Source organism: Pseudomonas sp. RW407 (assembly GCF_003176655.1).
Taxonomy (GTDB): domain Bacteria; phylum Pseudomonadota; class Gammaproteobacteria; order Pseudomonadales; family Pseudomonadaceae; genus Pseudomonas; species Pseudomonas delhiensis.
This window is the reverse complement of sequence record NZ_QGSL01000088.1, coordinates 964,877-980,227: the sequence shown is the minus strand read 5'-3', so window position 1 is coordinate 980,227 and position 15,351 is coordinate 964,877. Positions and strand designations below refer to the sequence as shown.

Genomic DNA, 15,351 nt, shown 5'->3' with positions numbered 1-15,351 from the left:
GCAGCGCCGGGGCCAGGCTGCGGATGACGATGCCCGCGGCGCACAGGGCGATGATCGGCGTGCCGGTGCGGTAGAGCGCGCGCAGGGTGTCGCCGAAATCCTGGTAGGGCTCGTCGGCACCCTCGACGCGGCCCTGCAGGCCGTGGATGCGCGCCTGTGGATAAAGCGCCTGCACGCGCCGGGCGGTGGCCAGGGCGCTGGCGCCGAGGATGACGATGGCGGGGGAGGCGTTCATCAACCGCGCCACCTCTGCCCGGGGATCACCACCATGGAGAAGTAGGGCGAAGCCATTGGGTCCACCTCGTCCAGCGGCACGATGCGCTGCTCGCGCATGGTCGCCCGCTCCACGTAGTGCGCGCCGTCGTCGCGGCCCAGCGCGCGGAGCACGCGGCGGACCTTGTCGAAGTTGCGCCCGAGCTTCATCACCACCGCCGCGTCGGCGCTGGCCAGGCGCTGCTTCAGCTCGTCTTCCGGCAGTACGCCGGAGAGCACCGAGAGGCTCTGGTTGCGGTACACCAGCGGTACGCCGAGCACCGCCGCGCTGCCCAGCATGGAGCACACGCCGGGCACCACTTCGCTCGGGTAGCGTTCGGCCAGGCGGTCGTGCAGGTACATGTAGGAGCCGTAGAAGAAGGGGTCGCCCTCGCAGATCACCGCGACGTCGCGGCCGGCGTCCAGGTGCCGGGCCACCTGCTCGGCGGCGGTGTCGTAGAAGTCGCTGATGACGGTCTCGTAGGTCAGCGGCGGCTCCAGCTTCTCGGTGGTCACCGGGTACACCAGCGGCAGGCGCTCCTGGGCCTGCCCCAGGTGCTGCTCGATGATGCCGAAGGCGTTGCCGCCCTGGCCCGCGTGGTGCTTGGCCTTGGCCACGAAATAGGCGACCACGGGGGCCGACTGCAGCAGGCGCAGGGCCTTGAGGGTGATCAGCTCGGGGTCGCCGGGGCCGACGCCCAGGCCGAGCAGGCGGCCGCCCATCATTCCACCTCCGTGGCCAGGGCGTTCACCGCGGCGGCGGCCATGGCGCTGCCGCCGCGGCGGCCGCGGACGATCACGTAGGGCACGCCGCGGCTGTCGGCGGCCAGCAGCTCCTTGGATTCGGCGGCGCCGACGAAGCCCACCGGGAAGCCGAGGATCAGCGCCGGTTTCGGCGCGCCGGCGTCGAGCATTTCCAGCAGGTAGAACAGCGCGGTGGGGGCGTTGCCGATCACCACCACGCTGCCTGCCAGGTGCTGGCGCCAGTGCTCCAGGGCCACCGCCGAGCGGGTGTTGCCCAGCTCGCGGGCCAGGGCCGGGACGTCCGCCTCGTTGAGGGTGCAGATGACTTCGTTGTGCGCCGGCAGGCGCGCGCGGGTGATGCCCTCGGCGACCATGCGCGCGTCGCAGAGGATCGGCGCGCCGGCCGCCAGGGCCGCGCGGCCGGCGCTGCCGGCGCCGGCGGAGAAGCGCAGGTCCTGCACCACGTCGACCATGCCGCAGGCGTGGATCACCCGCACGGCGAGCTTCTCCAGGTCGGCGGGGATGGCCGAGAGGTCGGCCTCGGCGCGGATGGTGGCGAAGGACTGGCGGTAGATCGCCTGGCCGTCGCGGATGTAGTCAAGCATCGGGGAAGACTCCGGGGTCGCGCAGCCGGTCGGCCGCGGCGTCGAGGGACAGGTCGCGCGCCAGCGGCTGGCCGAAGCCGGCGTGGCCGGGGGCGCGGCGGTAGAGGTCGTAGCGGCCGTCGGCGACGGCCAGCAGGGTCAGGGGCGCCACGTGGGCGGCGGCGCAGGAGCGCGGGCAGCCGCACAGGTGCACGCCGGGCGGCAGCGGCGCGCCCAGGCGTTCGGTCAGGCGCAGGGCGTCGGCCTTGGTGTCGGCCAGGCCGCGGGCACAGCCGCTGGAGCCGCTGCAGGCGACCAGCCGGGACAGCGGCTGTTCGGCCGAGGTGATCAGGCCCAGGCTGTCGAGTGCGGCGAGCACGGCGCTGGCCCGCGCAGCCGGCACGTTGGGCAGCAGCAGGCCCTGCCAGGGCGTCAGGCGCAGGCCGCCGTCGCCTTCGCACTCGGCGAGGCCGGCCAGTTCGCGCAGCAGCCCGGCGTGCAGGCGGCCGAGGACGAAGCCGGCGCCGACGCTGCACAGGCCGCTCTGGCGCTGCGGGCGGATACCCAGATGGGCGAAGGGCGCGACGGCGGGGCGACGCCAGTCGGCCACGTCCTGTTGCAGCGGCAGGTCGAGGCGCGCCAGCAGGTCCTCGGCGGGAAGGCTTGTCAGCAACTGGCGCATGCGCGAGACGCCTTCGCCGGCCAGGTCGAGGAACAGGTTCAGCAGCGCCTCGACCAGGGCCGGCACCTGTTCGCTGGCGATGGCGGCGAGTGCGGGTCTGTCCTGCGCGCGCACTGGCGGGCAGCCGGCCAGGCCGAAGGCGAAGCGCCCGGCGTCCATGGCCGACAGCCAGATGTCGTGGGGGTGTTCGAGCATCGCCAGGCCCTCGCCGCCATCCAACTGCAGGGCGAACTTGGGCGACAGGCCGTGGAAGCGCGGGTTGTCCTGCAGCAGGTCGAGCAGCGTGGCGGCCAGCGGCGAGACGTCCAGGGCCTGGGCCCGGTCGAGGCCGGCGGCAGGGCTCAGCAGCAGGTTGCGCACGTCGTCGGCGGCGGCGACCCGCGGGCCCAGCCCGGCCTGCAGCAGCTCGGTGGACAGCGCCGTGCCGGCGCCTTCGTGCACGCCGCGGATCTGCAGGTTGGCGCGGTTGGTCGCTTCCAGCAAGCCGTCGGCATGGCGCTCGGCGGCGCGGGCGATGGCTTTGGCGCCGGTGGCGTCGAGGCGCCCGCCGGGCAGCTTGATGCGGCAGATGCCGCCATCGCCGGAGGCGACCACGCGCAGCAGCCCCGGGCAGGGCGACGGGCGGATTTCGACAGGGGGGACGGGCGGCTGGCTCGGCACAGGGTCACCATGGCTGGGTCGCGGTGACCTTGCGGATCGCCCCACATATGGGAAGACCTACAACATCGATACACCCCGCTCGATGCTTGCACGCGCGACTGGTCCCGTCGGCAGGTCTCCTGGCTGGCAGGTCGTCGCCCGACGCGGCCTTCCCGGTCTCCCAGTGGCCAATGACGCGTGGACTCGCTGCTTACAGTTGCGGGGGCAGCCGCGCTTGGATGGCTCCTGCGCGTTCCCTCTTCGGCCCTGATGGGCACCGACGAAGGCTGTATTATGCCCGCTTTGCCCGACCCCTTGAAAACCCTGCCCGTCGGAACGCCGGCGGCGCGGTGTCGCAACCTGCGAGGACTTCCCATGACGCCCTGGCTGACCATCGTCGGCATCGGCGAGGACGGCTACCCCGGCCTCGGCAAGACCGCCCGCCGCGCCCTGCTGGCGGCCAGCGAGGTGTTCGGCGGCGAGCGCCAGCTGGACCTGCTGCCGCCGTGCATCGGCGCACAGCGCACGCGCTGGCCGAGCCCCTTCGACATGGCGCCGCTGCTGGCGCGGCGCGGCACCCCGACCTGCGTGCTGGCCAGCGGCGACCCGCTGTTCTTCGGCGTGGGCGCGAGCCTGGCGCGGCAACTGGCGGCGGCGGAAATGCGCGTGCTGCCGGCGCCGTCCTCGGTGAGCCTGGCCGCGGCGCGGCTGGGCTGGGCACTGCAGGACGTCGAGCTGCTGTCGCTGGTGGGCCGGCCGCTGGCGGCGCTGAACCTGCGCCTGCACCCGGGGCGCCGGCTGCTGGTGCTGAGCGCCGATGGGCGCAGCCCGGCGGCGGTCGCCGCGCTGTTGCGCGAACGCGGTTTCGCGCCGAGCCGGCTGAGCGTGCTGGAGCACCTGGGCGGCGAGCGCGAGCGGCGCATCGACGGCCTGGCCGCCGACTGGTCGCTGGAGGAGGCCGCCGCGCTCAACGTGCTGGCCATCGATTGCGTGGCAGGCGCCGATGCCCGGCGCCTGCCGCTGACCCCCGGCCTGGCTGACGACGCCTACCGCCACGATGGCCAGCTGACCAAGCGCGACGTGCGCGCCGTGACTCTCGCGCGCCTGGCCCCGGAGCCGGGTGAACTGCTCTGGGACGTCGGCGCCGGCTGCGGCTCCATCGGCATCGAGTGGATGCGCGCGCACCCCGCGTGCCGGGCCATCGCCATCGAGGCCGACGAGGGCCGCCTCGGGCACATCGCCCACAACCGCGACGCCCTTGGCGTGCCCGGCCTGCAACTGGTGGCCGGGCACGCGCCCCAGGCCCTGGAAGGCCTGGAGGCGCCGGACGCCATCTTCATCGGCGGCGGCGTCACAGTGCCCGGCGTGCTGGCGCTGTGCTGGGACAACCTCAAGCCCGGCGGGCGCCTGCTGGCCAATGCCGTGACCCTGCAGAGCGAGGCGGCCCTGGTCGCCTGGCGCGAGCGCCACGGCGGCGAGCTGGTGCGCCTGCAGGTGGCCCAGGCGCAGCCCCTGGGCGGCTTCGACACCTGGCGCTCGGCCCTGCCGATCACCCTGCTGGCGGTGCGCAAGCCGTGAGCGGCAAGCGCATCCTGCTGCTGGGCGGCATCGGCGAGGCCCTCGCCATCGCCCGCCGCCTCGGCCCTCGCCACCTGTACAGCCTGGCCGGCCTGGGCAAGGTGCCCGACGACCTCGCCTGCCAGGTGCGCGTGGGCGGCTACGGCGGCGCCGAGGGCCTGGCGGCGTTCATCACCGCGCAGGGCTATGACCTGTTGCTCGACGCCACCCATCCCTATGCCGCGCAGATCAGCCGCAACGCCATCCGCGCGGCGCAGTTGGCCGGCGTACCCTGCTGGGCCCTGCGCCGTCCCGGCTGGCAGCCCGGGCCTGGTGACGACTGGCGCGAGGTGGAAGGCTGGGCGCAACTGATCGTGGCGCTGGCGCCGTTCCGCCGGCCGCTGTTCACCCTGGGCCGCGAGCCGCTGGAACACCTCGGCGAAATTCCCGAACATCAGTTCTGGACCCTGCGCTGCCTGCAGAGCCTGCCAGGCACTGAGCGCGCCGAGGTGCTGGGCGCCCGCGGGCCCTTCAGCCTGGAGGGCGAGCGCGAGCTGTTCGCGCGCCTGGGCACCGACGTACTGGTGAGCAAGAACAGCGGCAGCCAGGCCACCGAGCCGAAGCTGCAGGTGGCGCGCGAGCGGGGTGTGCCGGTGTTGATCCTGGCGCGGCCGGAATTGCCCGAGGTGGATCGGCAGTTCGATAGCGTCGAGGTGCTATGGGCAGCGCTGGAGCCGCTTCTGTAGGGCCGGGTTCGCGAGCAAGCTCGCTCCTACGAAAAGCACAGGTGCATCGCCTGTAGGAGCGAGCTTGCTCGCGAACCGCTCGCCGACACATTGCCGAAGCTGGAGCTGTACGAGGTGGATCGATAGCGCCGATTGGCGCATGAGAGCCCCTCTCCCCAACCCTCTCCCGCAAGCGGGAGAGGGGGCCGTTCGGCGTGGGCGGGTTGTCCGGCGTCAGCCGGCGCGATCGACGCGGCGGGGGGCGCCGGCGTATAACCGCGAACGGTCATGCGCACGACGCGAACAGGGAGTGGCGGAATGTTGCGAATCCTCGGCAAGGCCTCATCGATCAACGTGCGCAAGGTGCTGTGGACCTGCGCCGAGCTGCAGCTTCCCTACCATAGGGAAGACTGGGGCAGCGGCTTTCGCGCCACGGACGCGCCCGAATTCCTCGCCCTCAATCCCAATGCGCTGGTGCCGGTGCTGGTGGACGGCGACTTCGTGCTATGGGAGAGCAACGCCATCTGCAGCTACCTGGCCAGCCAGTACCCGCGCGACGACCTGCTGCCTTCCGCGCCCGGCGAGCGGGCGCGGGTGGAGCAGTGGATGGGCTGGCAGGCCACCGAGCTGAACAATGCCTGGCGCTACGTGTTCATGGCGCGGGTGCGCAACAGCCCGGCGCATGCCGATGCCGCGGCCCTGGCCGCCGGTGAGCGCGAGTGGGTGCGGCACATGCAAATCCTCGACGCCCAATTGGAGAAGACCGGCGCCTACGTCGCTGGCACAGCCTTCAGCCTGGCCGACATCGTCCTCGGGTTGTCCGTGCAGCGCTGGTTCATGACGCCGCTGCCGCGCCCCGAGCTGCCCGCGGTAGCTGCCTACTACGAGCTGCTGAGCCGGCGACCTGGCTATCGCGAGCATGGCTGCAACGGGCTGCCCTAGGTTTCGACGAAGAACTCGTTCGGCCCACCTGCGTCTTCCCATGCATTCTGGGCCCTTTGCATGGTGGCTTGCAGCTGTCCCTGGCTGCGGTAGTCGTAGCGGCTGGTATGGAAGAAGACGGCGATGAAGTCTTCGCCGTACTCACGCGTCTGCACTGGAATTTCCAGCAGCAGTACGCCATTGCCATTCTCGTCGCGTTCGCTGTCCAGTGTTGCGGCCAGTCGTCGGCCTTCGCTGCGCATAACTGCGGGCAGCATCAATAGCTGATGCTTGAGTAACAGTTCGGATATTTCCTCGGTATCAGTTTCCCGGTAGAGAATCGCTACTGTCGTCATGATGGTCTTCCTGGGCGCTGGAGTATGTGGGTTTACGAGGGTAGCTGGGTCTTCCAGGGAAGTTCGCTGATGTGCCGGTAATCCGCTTCCAGTTCCGCGGCCAGGTGTTGCGCACGGCCCAGGCGCACGGGGCCGCTCTCGATGTCCACCAGCAGGCTGGCGCAGGGCAGGGGCGCCAGGGGCGGGCAGTCGCTCAGGCGGCCGTCGGTGACGATCAGCAGGCGCTGGCGCTCGCCGGGCTTGTGGCGCTGGCGCTGCTGCAGCCAGTCGGCGGCCTGGGCCAGGGCTTCGGGCAGCGGCGTGCCGCCGCCGGCGCCCAGTTCGCGCAGCCAGTCGCGCAGTTGCGCAGAAGCCTTCTGCCCCTGCCACAGCCAGCGTGGCTGCTGCCCCGCGGCATGCAGCACGGCCAGGCGCGCGCGTTGCCGGTAGGCCTGCTCGAAGACTTCCGCCAGCAGGCCCTTGGCCTGGCTCAGGGCGCCATGCCGGCGGGTGCTGGCCGAGGCGTCGACGATTACCAGCCAGAGTTCACGGGGTTTGGCGCTGCGGGCGCGCAGCACCAGTTCGTCACGCTTCTTCGGGCGCCCGCGCAGGAAGCTGGCCGGCCAGTCGACGCGCGACTGCGCGCCTTGCCGGCGGGCGCCGCTGCGGCCGCCGGCGGACTGGCCGGGTGTGGGGCTGGCATCCGCGCCTGGGGCCGGGCGCGGGCGGATGCTCAGGGCTTTTTTGGCCAGCGCGGCAGTTCGCGGGCGGCGCCGGCGGGCACGGCGCGGGGCGGCAGTTCGCCCCACTGGCCTTCGTTCTGTGTGCCTTGTTCGGGTTGGTTGGCGGCAGGGGCCTGAGGCGCCTGCGGCTGCGCCGGTGGTGGCGGCGCATGGCGGCGGCGGTGGGCGAGGGCGAAGGGCTCCAGGGCGTCGATATCCTCCTTCTCGATGCGCTCGGCGCCGCGCCAGGCGGCATGGGCGCGGGCGCCGCGCAGCCAGACGATGTCGGCGCGCAGGCCGTCCACCCCGGCGGCGTAGCAGCGCTCGGCGATGGCCTGCAGCGCGGCGTCGTCCAGGGGAATGCCGGGCAGGCGCCGGCGGGCCTGGGCGCAGCGCTGGCGCAGGGCGTCCTGCTCGGCCTGCCAGTGGCCGAGGAAGGCCTGTGGGTCGGCGTCGAAGGCCAGGCGGCGGCGGACGATCTCGGCGCGCTCGGCCGGCGCCGGCGTGCCGCCCAGCTCGACCTTCAGGCCGAAGCGGTCCAGCAGCTGCGGGCGCAGCTCGCCTTCCTCGGGGTTCATGGTGCCGATCAGCACGAAGCGCGCCGGGTGGCTGTGGGACAGGCCGTCGCGCTCGACGTGGTTGACGCCGCTGGCGGCCACGTCCAGCAGCAGGTCCACCAGGTGGTCGGGCAGCAGGTTCACTTCGTCGACGTAGAGCACGCCGCCGTCGGCATTGGCCAGGATACCCGGGGAGAAGCGCACGCGGCCCTCGCCCAGGGCGGCGTCGAGGTCGAGGGTGCCGACGATGCGTTCCTCGCTGGCGCCCAGGGGCAGGGTGACGAAGCGCCCGCCGTCGAGCAGGTCGGCCACGCCGCGGGCCAGGGTCGACTTGGCCATGCCGCGCGGGCCCTCGATCAGCACCCCGCCGATGGCCGGGTCGATGGCGGCCAGGCACAGCGCCAGTTTCAGGTCGTCGGCGGCGACCACGGCGGCCAGGGGGAAGTGCGGTTGCATGGGGCGTTACCTGCGGCGTGCGTGAAGGCGAATGGTAGCGAAGCCGGCGCGGGCGGGCGAGGCGCCATCGATGAAGGCGATAGGAAAGGATGATTGAAAGCCCGGCGCCGATACGGTAGCTTGGCCGGCATCTTGTGGAGATAACCATGCCGTCCAGCCTGTCCATCCAGTCCCTCGCCCGCCCCGGTGCCCTCGGCTCCGCGGTCGTTCGCGCGCAGGTGCTGGCCGCGGCCGCCGGTTATTTCTTCTATGGGTATTGGTTTAGCCACAGGCGCGCCTGATACCCCACAGGCGCCCTAGCAAGCAGGGTCGCCAACCAGACAGTTTCACGAAACCCCGGTCGGCAACCCGACCGGGGTTTTTGTTTTTCCGGCCCACAAGGCCAAAGCACTTCAACCAGAGGATCGAAACATGACCGCCTACACCACCTACCGCTATTACCGCACCTCCGACTGGCGATTTAGCAGCCGTACCGCTGCCACACCCGAACACCTCAGTCGAACACTCAGATAGCGCCGCGCGCGGCCACGACCGCGCCGGCCAAGGATGCCAGTCCATGAATTCCTCCGTTTCCGCCCTGATCCGCAACGACCTGCCGCAGTCCGCCGAAGTCCTCGAACTGCCGCGCCCCAGCCTCCGCCGCCGCGAACAGCCGCTGCCGAGCCCCGCCGAATTGCGCCAGCGCCTGCCGCTTTCCGCCGCCCTGGCCGAACGCGTACAGCACGACCGCCAGGCCATCCGCGCCATCCTCGACGGCCGCGACCCGCGCCTGCTGGTGGTGGTCGGCCCCTGTTCCCTGCACGACGCCGATTCCGCCCTCGACTACGCTGAGCGCCTCGCCGCCCTGGCCCCCGAAGTGAGCGACCAGCTGCTGCTGGTGATGCGCGCCTACGTCGAGAAACCGCGCACCACCATCGGCTGGAAGGGCCTGGTGTACGACCCGCACCTGGACGGCAGCGGTGACATGGCCGAGGGCCTGGCGCTGTCGCGGCGGCTGATGCTGGGCATGCTCGAACGCGGCCTGCCGGTGGCCACCGAACTGCTGCAGCCGCTGGTGGCCGGCTACCTCGACGACCTGCTGGGTTGGGCCGCCATCGGCGCGCGCACCAGCGAATCCCAGGTGCACCGCGAGATGGTCAGCGGCCTGGACCTGCCGGTGGGCTTCAAGAACGGCACCGACGGCAGCCTGGGCATCGCCTGCGACGCCATGCGCTCGGCGGCGCACCCGCACCAGCACTTCGGCATCGACGGCCTGGGCCGCCCGGCGCTGGTGCAGACCCTCGGCAACCCGGACACCCACCTGGTGCTGCGCGGCGGCCACGGCGGCCCGAACTACGACGTGGCCAGCGTGCGCGCGGCCCGCGAGGGATTGGAGAAGCAGGGCATCCCGGCGCGGATCATGGTCGACTGCAGCCACGCCAACAGCAGCAAGGACCCGCTGCGCCAGCCGGCGGTGCTGGCCAGCGTGCTCGACCAGCGCCTGGGTGGCGATGCGTCGCTGCGCGGGGTGATGCTGGAGAGCCATCTGTTCGACGGCTGCCAGCCGCTGAAGGGCGAGCTGCGCTACGGGGTTTCCATCACCGATGGCTGCCTGGGGTGGAGTGGGACCGAGGCGTTGTTGGTGGATGCGGCGCGGCGGTTGCGGCGGGGGTAATCGTAACGGTGGTGGGCTCGGCGTAGGGCGTATAACGCTCCGCGTTATACGCCGTTTATCCGACGTTTCCGTGTGCTCCGGGGGCCGTCACGGAGCCTCTGTCTTGGGGCGCTTCGGGTTCGACCGGGAAGCCGGGCATGAGGTGGGTGTAGCGGCGTATAACCGCGAACGGTTATACGCCCTACGTTACCGGGTGCCTGTAGGAGCGAGCTTGCTCGCGAAGGGAGATTCCCGGTCGTGTCGGTGCCAGGTATGAGAGCGCCCTCTCCCTAACCCTCTCCCTGAAGGGAGAGGGGACCGTTCGGAGTGCTCGGGTATTTCGGAGCTAGCCGGCTAGTACGAAGTTGCCGGCTGACGCCAAATCCATTCTCGGCACGGACAAGCCCCCTCTCCCTGAAGGGAGAGGGGGCTGTTCGGAGTGCTCGGGTATTTCGGAGCTAGCCGGCTAGTACGAAGTTGCCGGCTGACGCCAAATCCATTCTCGGCACGGACTAGCCCCCTCTCCCTTCAGGGAGAGGGTTGGGGAGAGGGGACGGAGCCAAACCTAGACACCTAAGCCACTTGGAAACTCCGTTCGCGAGCAAGCTCGCTCCTACGAAGAGCCTCAGCGTCACTGCTCCTCGCTATCCACCAGGATGTTCTCCAGCGCCTCACGATACTCCCCAGGCTCCTGCCAAAGTCCTCGCTGCTGCGCCTCCAGCAGGCGCTCGGCCATGTCCCGCAGGGCTTCGGGGTTGTGCCGCTGGATGAACTCGCGGGTGTCGTCGTCCAGCAGGTAGGCGTCGGCCAGTAGCTGGTACTGGTGGTCCTCCACCAGTTCGCTGGTGGCGTCGAAGGCGAACAGGTAGTCCACGGTCGCCGCCATCTCGAAGGCGCCCTTGTAGCCGTGGCGCTTCATCCCGGCGATCCATTTCGGGTTCACCGCGCGGGCGCGCAGCACGCGGCCTAGTTCTTCCTTCAGCGTGCGGATGCGCGGGTTGTCCGGCTGGCTGTGGTCGCCGTGGTAGCTGGCCACGCGGCGCTCCTGGATGACCTCGGCGGCGGCCAGCATGCCACCCTGGAACTGGTAGTAGTCGTTGGAATCGAGGATGTCGTGCTCGCGGTTGTCCTGGTTGTGCAGCACCGCCTGCAGGCCGTCCAGGCGCCGGGCGAAGCGCTCGCGGGCCGGGGTGCCGTCGTCGCCGGCGCCGTAGGCGTAGCCGCCCCAGTTCAGGTAGACCGCGGCGAGGTCGGCGCGGTTCTCCCAGCTGCGTTCCTCGATCACCCCCTGCACGCCGGCGCCATAGGCGCCGGGCTGGGCGCCGAAGATGCGCCAGCCGGCCTGGCGCCGGGCTTCTTCCTCGGCCACGCCGCCGGCTTGCAACTGGGCGCTTTCGGCGCGCACGCGGGCAGCCAGCGGGTTCATGTCGTCCGGCTCGTCCAGCGCCGCCACCGCCTGTACCGCCGCGTCGAACAGGCGGATGAGGTTGGCGAAGGCGTCGCGGAAGAAGCCGGAGACGCGCAGGGTCACGTCCACCCGCGGGCGGTCGAGCAGGCTCAGCGGCAGGATCTCGAAGTCTTCCACGCGCTGGCTGCCAGCCTGCCACACTGGGCGCACGCCGAGCAGCGCCAGGGCCTGGGCGATGTCGTCGCCGCCGCTGCGCATGGTCGCCGTGCCCCACACCGAAAGGCCGAGCTGGCGCAGGTGGTCGCCATGGTCCTGCAGGTGCCGCTCCAGCAGCCGGCTGGCGGACTGGAAGCCCAGGCGGTAGGCGGTGGGCGTGGGCAGGTTGCGCACGTCGACGGTGAAGAAGTTGCGCCCGGTGGGCAGCACGTCCAGGCGGCCGCGGCTGGGCGCGCCGCTGGGGCCGGCGGGGACGAAGCGGCCGTTCAGCCCGGCCAGCAACTGGCCGATCTCGTTGGCGCCGCAGGCGTCGAGCAGCGGCGCCACGTTCTCGCGCAGTTGCTGGAGGACTAGCGCACTGGCTGCGCCGGGGCCGTCGAGGTCGTCCTCGATCAGGCGCAGGGCGAGCAGTTCCAGGCGTTCGCGGGTGTCGCCGTTGCTGCGCCAGGGTTCGTCGCTGACGGCCAGCAGCAACTCGGGGCGCGGGCCGTCCCAGGGCTCGGCGAAGTTGCTGTCCAGCGGGTCGCGGCCCAGGCGCAGGTCCTCGGCCAGGGCGCGCAGCAGGCTGGCGTTGCCGCCCTTGCCGTCGCCGCGGGGGATGCGCACCAGCGACAGCAGGGTGTCGCGGCGCAACTGGCCCGCCGGCGATTCGCCGAACACGTGCAGGCCGTCGCGGATCTGCGATTCCTTGAGGTCGCAGAGGTAGGCGTCCAGCTGCGGCAGCCAGCTGTCCTCGTCGTCGTTCAGTTGCAGGCCCAGCTCGCGGTCGAGGGCGGCGGCGCGCACGGCGTCGAGGATTTCCCCGCGCAGTTGCACGGCGCGGCGCGGGTCCAGCAGCGAGGCGTCGTAGTACTCGTCGGCCAGCCGCTCCAGGTCGCGCAGCGGGCCGTAGTTCTCGGCGCGGGTCAGCGGCGGCATCAGGTGGTCGATGATCAGCGCCTGGCTGCGGCGCTTGGCCTGGGCGCCCTCGCCGGGGTCGTTGACGATGAACGGGTAGAGGTTCGGCAACGGGCCGAGGATCGCGTCCGGCCAGCATTCCTCGGACAGGCCCACGCCCTTGCCCGGCAGCCATTCGAGGTTGCCGTGCTTGCCGACGTGGATCACCGCGTCGGCGCCGAAGGCCTCGCGCAGCCAGAAATAGAAGGCCAGGTAGCCGTGGGGCGGGACCAGCGCCGGGTCGTGGTAGATGGCCGCCGGGTCGAGCTGGTAGCCGCGCGCCGGCTGGATGCCGACGAAGGCCAGGCCCAGGCGCAGGCCGGCGACCATCATCCGCCCGCCACGGCACATCGGGTCCTGCTCGGGCTCGCCCCAGCGCTCGCGCACGGCGCGCTGGTTGGCTTCGGGCAGGCGCGCGAAGCAGGCCAGGTAGTCGGCCAGCGCCAGGCTCTGGGCGCAGGGGCGCAGGTCGAGGCTGTCGAGGTCGTTGCTCACGCCGCCGAGCAGGCTGTGGATAAGCGCATCGCCAGTCTCCGGCAGGCCGGCCACCGGGAAGCCCGAGGCCTCCAGGGCACGCAGGATGTTCAAGGCCGCCGCCGGCGTATCCAGGCCGACGCCGTTGCCGATGCGCCCGTCGCGGGTCGGGTAGTTGGCCAGGATCAGCGCCACGCGCTTGTCGGCGTTGGCCTTGCGCGCCAGGAGGGCCCAGCGCCGCGCCAGCTCGGCGACGAAGTCCATGCCCGGGCGGTGCGCCAGGTAGCAGACCACGTCGCTCTGGCTGCGCTCGCTGCGCCAGGCCAGGCCCTTGAAGCTGATCGGCCGGGTGATCAGGCGGCCGTCCAGTTCCGGCAGCGCCACGTGCATGGCCAGGTCGCGCGGGCCCAGGCCCTGGGCGTTGGCGCGCCACTGCTCGATATTGTCCAGCGAGCAGATCGCCTGCAGCACCGGCACGTCGCGGCGGAACGGACGGGCCTGGGGCGCCTCCGGGTTGGACTGGGCGAAGCCGGTGGTGTTGATGATCAGCTCGGCGCAGGCGGCGTCCAGTAGTGCCTCGACCTGCTCCAGGCAGGCCGCTTCCTTGAGACTGGCCACGGCGATCGGCAGCGGGTTGAGCTGCTGCGCGCGCAGGCTGGCGCAGAAGGTATCGATGAAACCGGTGTTCGCCGCCTGCAGGTGGGTGCGGTAGAACAGCAGCGCCGCCACCGGCCAGTCGGGGTTCCACTCGGCCTGCCAGTGGCCGAGCCCGGCGCCGGTGTGCCGGGGATGGTGCAGCGCCACGCGGGGCAGGGTGCTCGGTTCGTTCCAGGGGTAGGCGCGGCCCAGGTAGCGGCTGGCCAGGTTGGCGAAGAACTGCCGGGCGTTGTCCAGGCCGCCCTGGCGCAGGTACTGCCAGAGGCGCTCGGCCTCGGTGGCTGGGACCGTGCACAGCGCGGTCAGTTCGGGGTCGGGCTTGTCGTCGCCGGGGACCAGGACCAGGGTGGCGCCGCGCTCGGCCAGGGCCACCAGTTGCTCGATGCCGTAGCGCCAGTAGCCGACGCCGCCGTGCACCGAGATCAGGATGACCTTCGCGTGCCGCAGCACCTCGTCGACGTAGAGGTCCACCGAGGCGTGGTTCTGCAGCTGCATGGGGTTGGCCAGGCGCAGGCTCGGGTAGTCCGCCGGCAGCTCGCGGGCGGCCTCGGCGAGCAGCGCCAGGTGCGAATCGCCGCTGCAGAGGATGACCAGCTCGGCGGGCGTCTGGGCCAGGTGGGCGATGCCGTCGTCGGGGACGAAGCCGCCGGGTTGGGTGCGCAGCAGGTGCATGGTACGGCCTTGGTCGAGGGCTGTGCGTAAGAGCGAGCTTGCTCGCGAACAAACCCCGCTGCGGGGCCATTCGCGAGCAAGCTCGCTCCTACGAAGGGCGTCAGGTCAGTGCGGTGCGCAGTTCGTTGGCGATGCTGGCCTGGTCCAGTTCCTGGCCGATCACCACCAGGCGGGTGGCGCGGTTTTCGTCGCTCAGCCACTTGCGGTCGAAGTGTTTGTCGAAGCGCTTGCCGACGCCCTGCACCAGCAGGCGCATGGGCTTGCCGGGGATGGCCGCGAAGCCCTTGATGCGCAGCACCGCGTGGCGCTCCACCAGTTGCTCGAGGGCGTCGAGCAGGGCGCGCTCTTCCACTTCCGGCAGGTCGACGTGGAAGGAGTCGAACTCGTCGTGGTCGTGGTCCTCGTGCCCTTCATGGTCGTGGTGGGTCGAGCGGCTGTCGATGTGCAGCTCGGCCTCGGCGTTCAGCCCCAGCAGCACCGACAGCGGCAGCTGGCCGGCGCTGGCCTCGATGATCTTCACCGCCGGCGGCAGTTCCTCGGCGACGTGGGTGCGCACTTGCGCGAGGGTGTCGGCGTCGAGCAGGTCGGCCTTGTTCAGCACCACCAGGTCGGCGCTGGCCAACTGGTCTTCGAAGAGTTCGTGCAGCGGCGACTCGTGGTCCAGGTTCGGGTCCTGCCTGCGTTGCTCGTCGACCTGCTCGGGGTGGGCGGCGAAGGTGCCGGCGGCCACCGCCGGGCTGTCGACCACGGTGATCACCGCATCCACCGTGCAGGCGTTGCGGATTTCCGGCCACTGGAAGGCCTGCACCAGGGGCTTGGGCAGGGCCAGGCCGGAGGTCTCGATGAGGATCTGGTCCAGCTCGCCGCGGCGCGCCACCAGTTCGCGCATCACCGGGAAGAACTCTTCCTGCACGGTGCAGCACAGGCAGCCGTTGGCCAGTTCGAAGACGCGCCCGACGGCTTCTTCTTCGCTGCAGCCGATGGAGCATTGCCTGAGGATTTCGCCGTCGATGCCCAGTTCGCCGAACTCGTTGACGATCACCGCGATGCGGCGGCCTTCGGCGTTGTCGAGCATGTGCCGGAGCAGGGTGGTCTTGCCGGCGCCGAGGAAGCCGGTGACGATGGTGACGGGGAGCTTGGCCAGGGTTTGCATGGTCGCCTCTGCGCTGCGATGGCGGGAG

Annotated in this window: 13 protein-coding genes, 1 pseudogene and 1 riboswitch; of the genes and pseudogenes, 5 read left to right on the top strand and 9 right to left on the bottom strand. The window is 71.2% G+C overall.

The window, feature by feature from the left end; all coding sequences use genetic code 11:
- The 4 genes and pseudogenes from DK254_RS34515 to cobG form a co-directional block, all read right to left on the bottom strand.
- Nucleotides 1-235 (bottom strand): annotated as a pseudogene (locus DK254_RS34515) (precorrin-3B C(17)-methyltransferase); the annotation flags it as partial.
- Nucleotides 235-975 carry a precorrin-2 C(20)-methyltransferase gene (locus DK254_RS11000; RefSeq protein WP_371921131.1) on the bottom strand — a complete coding sequence of 247 codons (741 nt, stop codon included), beginning with the start codon at nt 973-975 and terminating at the stop codon, nt 235-237. The pseudogene DK254_RS34515 and the gene DK254_RS11000, both read right to left, overlap by 1 nt.
- Nucleotides 975-1,601, bottom strand: coding sequence for a precorrin-8X methylmutase (locus tag DK254_RS10995; RefSeq protein ID WP_109933802.1), 627 nt, complete (start codon nt 1,599-1,601; stop codon nt 975-977). The genes DK254_RS11000 and DK254_RS10995 overlap by 1 nt, the downstream gene beginning before the upstream one ends.
- Nucleotides 1,594-2,922: a precorrin-3B synthase gene (gene cobG, locus DK254_RS10990; protein ID WP_109933801.1), complete on the bottom strand. Its 1,329-nt coding sequence runs from the start codon at nt 2,920-2,922 to the stop codon at nt 1,594-1,596. The genes DK254_RS10995 and cobG overlap by 8 nt, the downstream gene beginning before the upstream one ends.
- A 91-nt stretch (nt 2,923-3,013) precedes the next feature.
- Nucleotides 3,014-3,198: riboswitch (cobalamin riboswitch) on the bottom strand.
- Nucleotides 3,199-3,276: 78 nt separating this feature from the next.
- Between cobG and cbiE the strand changes: the two genes are divergently transcribed.
- The 3 genes from cbiE (at nt 3,277) to DK254_RS10975 (ending at nt 6,125) form a co-directional block, all read left to right on the top strand.
- Entirely contained in the window at nt 3,277-4,479 is a 1,203-nt protein-coding gene (cbiE, locus tag DK254_RS10985) for a precorrin-6y C5,15-methyltransferase (decarboxylating) subunit CbiE (RefSeq protein ID WP_109933800.1), read from the top strand.
- Nucleotides 4,476-5,204: a cobalt-precorrin-6A reductase gene (locus DK254_RS10980; RefSeq protein ID WP_109933799.1), complete on the top strand. Its 729-nt coding sequence runs from the start codon at nt 4,476-4,478 to the stop codon at nt 5,202-5,204. The genes cbiE and DK254_RS10980 overlap by 4 nt, the downstream gene beginning before the upstream one ends.
- A gap of 297 nt (nt 5,205-5,501) precedes the next feature.
- On the top strand, nt 5,502-6,125 hold the full coding sequence (locus tag DK254_RS10975) for a glutathione S-transferase family protein (protein WP_109933798.1): 624 nt from the start codon (nt 5,502-5,504) through the stop codon (nt 6,123-6,125).
- On the opposite strand, the gene DK254_RS10970 is transcribed toward DK254_RS10975, so the two are convergent.
- From DK254_RS10970 to DK254_RS10960, 3 genes are read right to left on the bottom strand one after another with little or no spacing between them, the layout of a single operon-like run.
- Nucleotides 6,122-6,460, bottom strand: coding sequence for a hypothetical protein (locus DK254_RS10970; RefSeq protein WP_109933797.1), 339 nt, complete (start codon nt 6,458-6,460; stop codon nt 6,122-6,124). The genes DK254_RS10975 and DK254_RS10970 overlap by 4 nt on opposite strands.
- Nucleotides 6,461-6,492: 32 nt before the next feature.
- The gene (locus DK254_RS10965) at nt 6,493-7,191 is read right to left on the bottom strand and encodes a VWA domain-containing protein (protein ID WP_256595854.1); all 699 of its coding nucleotides are present in this window, start codon (nt 7,189-7,191) and stop codon (nt 6,493-6,495) included.
- On the bottom strand, nt 7,173-8,174 hold the full coding sequence (locus tag DK254_RS10960; RefSeq protein ID WP_109933795.1) for an ATP-binding protein: 1,002 nt from the start codon (nt 8,172-8,174) through the stop codon (nt 7,173-7,175). Before DK254_RS10960 ends, DK254_RS10965 begins: the two co-directional genes overlap by 19 nt.
- A 146-nt stretch (nt 8,175-8,320) precedes the next feature.
- Between DK254_RS10960 and DK254_RS34740 the strand changes: the two genes are divergently transcribed.
- Both DK254_RS34740 and DK254_RS10955 read left to right on the top strand, forming a co-directional pair.
- Entirely contained in the window at nt 8,321-8,455 is a 135-nt protein-coding gene (locus DK254_RS34740; RefSeq protein WP_009617212.1) for a hypothetical protein, read from the top strand.
- 275 nt (nt 8,456-8,730) lie between these two features.
- On the top strand, nt 8,731-9,828 hold the full coding sequence (locus DK254_RS10955) for a 3-deoxy-7-phosphoheptulonate synthase (RefSeq protein ID WP_256595845.1): 1,098 nt from the start codon (nt 8,731-8,733) through the stop codon (nt 9,826-9,828).
- 610 nt (nt 9,829-10,438) lie between these two features.
- Here DK254_RS10955 and cobN read toward each other — a convergent pair.
- Complete coding sequence (gene cobN / locus DK254_RS10950; RefSeq protein ID WP_109933794.1) at nt 10,439-14,170, bottom strand: cobaltochelatase subunit CobN; 3,732 nt, start codon at nt 14,168-14,170, stop codon at nt 10,439-10,441.
- Between the two features lie 100 nt (nt 14,171-14,270).
- Nucleotides 14,271-15,323 (bottom strand): cobalamin biosynthesis protein CobW, encoded by a 1,053-nt coding sequence (gene cobW / locus DK254_RS10945; RefSeq protein ID WP_109933793.1) that lies wholly within the window; start codon nt 15,321-15,323, stop codon nt 14,271-14,273.
- Nucleotides 15,324-15,351: the final 28 nt, after the last annotated feature.

Bases quoted from the DNA above. Each gene is read 5' to 3' on its own strand.
- DK254_RS11000 (WP_371921131.1), bottom strand. From the start codon at position 975: ATGGGCGGCCGCCTGCTCGGCCTGGGCGTCGGCCCCGGCGACCCCGAG.
- DK254_RS10995 (WP_109933802.1), bottom strand. From the start codon at position 1,601: ATGCTTGACTACATCCGCGACGGCCAGGCGATCTACCGCCAGTCCTTC.
- cbiE (WP_109933800.1), top strand. From the start codon at position 3,277: ATGACGCCCTGGCTGACCATCGTCGGCATCGGCGAGGACGGCTACCCC.
- DK254_RS10975 (WP_109933798.1), top strand. From the start codon at position 5,502: ATGTTGCGAATCCTCGGCAAGGCCTCATCGATCAACGTGCGCAAGGTG.
- DK254_RS10970 (WP_109933797.1), bottom strand. From the start codon at position 6,460: ATGACGACAGTAGCGATTCTCTACCGGGAAACTGATACCGAGGAAATA.
- DK254_RS10960 (WP_109933795.1), bottom strand. From the start codon at position 8,174: ATGCAACCGCACTTCCCCCTGGCCGCCGTGGTCGCCGCCGACGACCTG.
- DK254_RS34740 (WP_009617212.1), top strand. From the start codon at position 8,321: ATGCCGTCCAGCCTGTCCATCCAGTCCCTCGCCCGCCCCGGTGCCCTC.
- DK254_RS10955 (WP_256595845.1), top strand. From the start codon at position 8,731: ATGAATTCCTCCGTTTCCGCCCTGATCCGCAACGACCTGCCGCAGTCC.
- cobN (WP_109933794.1), bottom strand. From the start codon at position 14,170: ATGCACCTGCTGCGCACCCAACCCGGCGGCTTCGTCCCCGACGACGGC.
- cobW (WP_109933793.1), bottom strand. From the start codon at position 15,323: ATGCAAACCCTGGCCAAGCTCCCCGTCACCATCGTCACCGGCTTCCTC.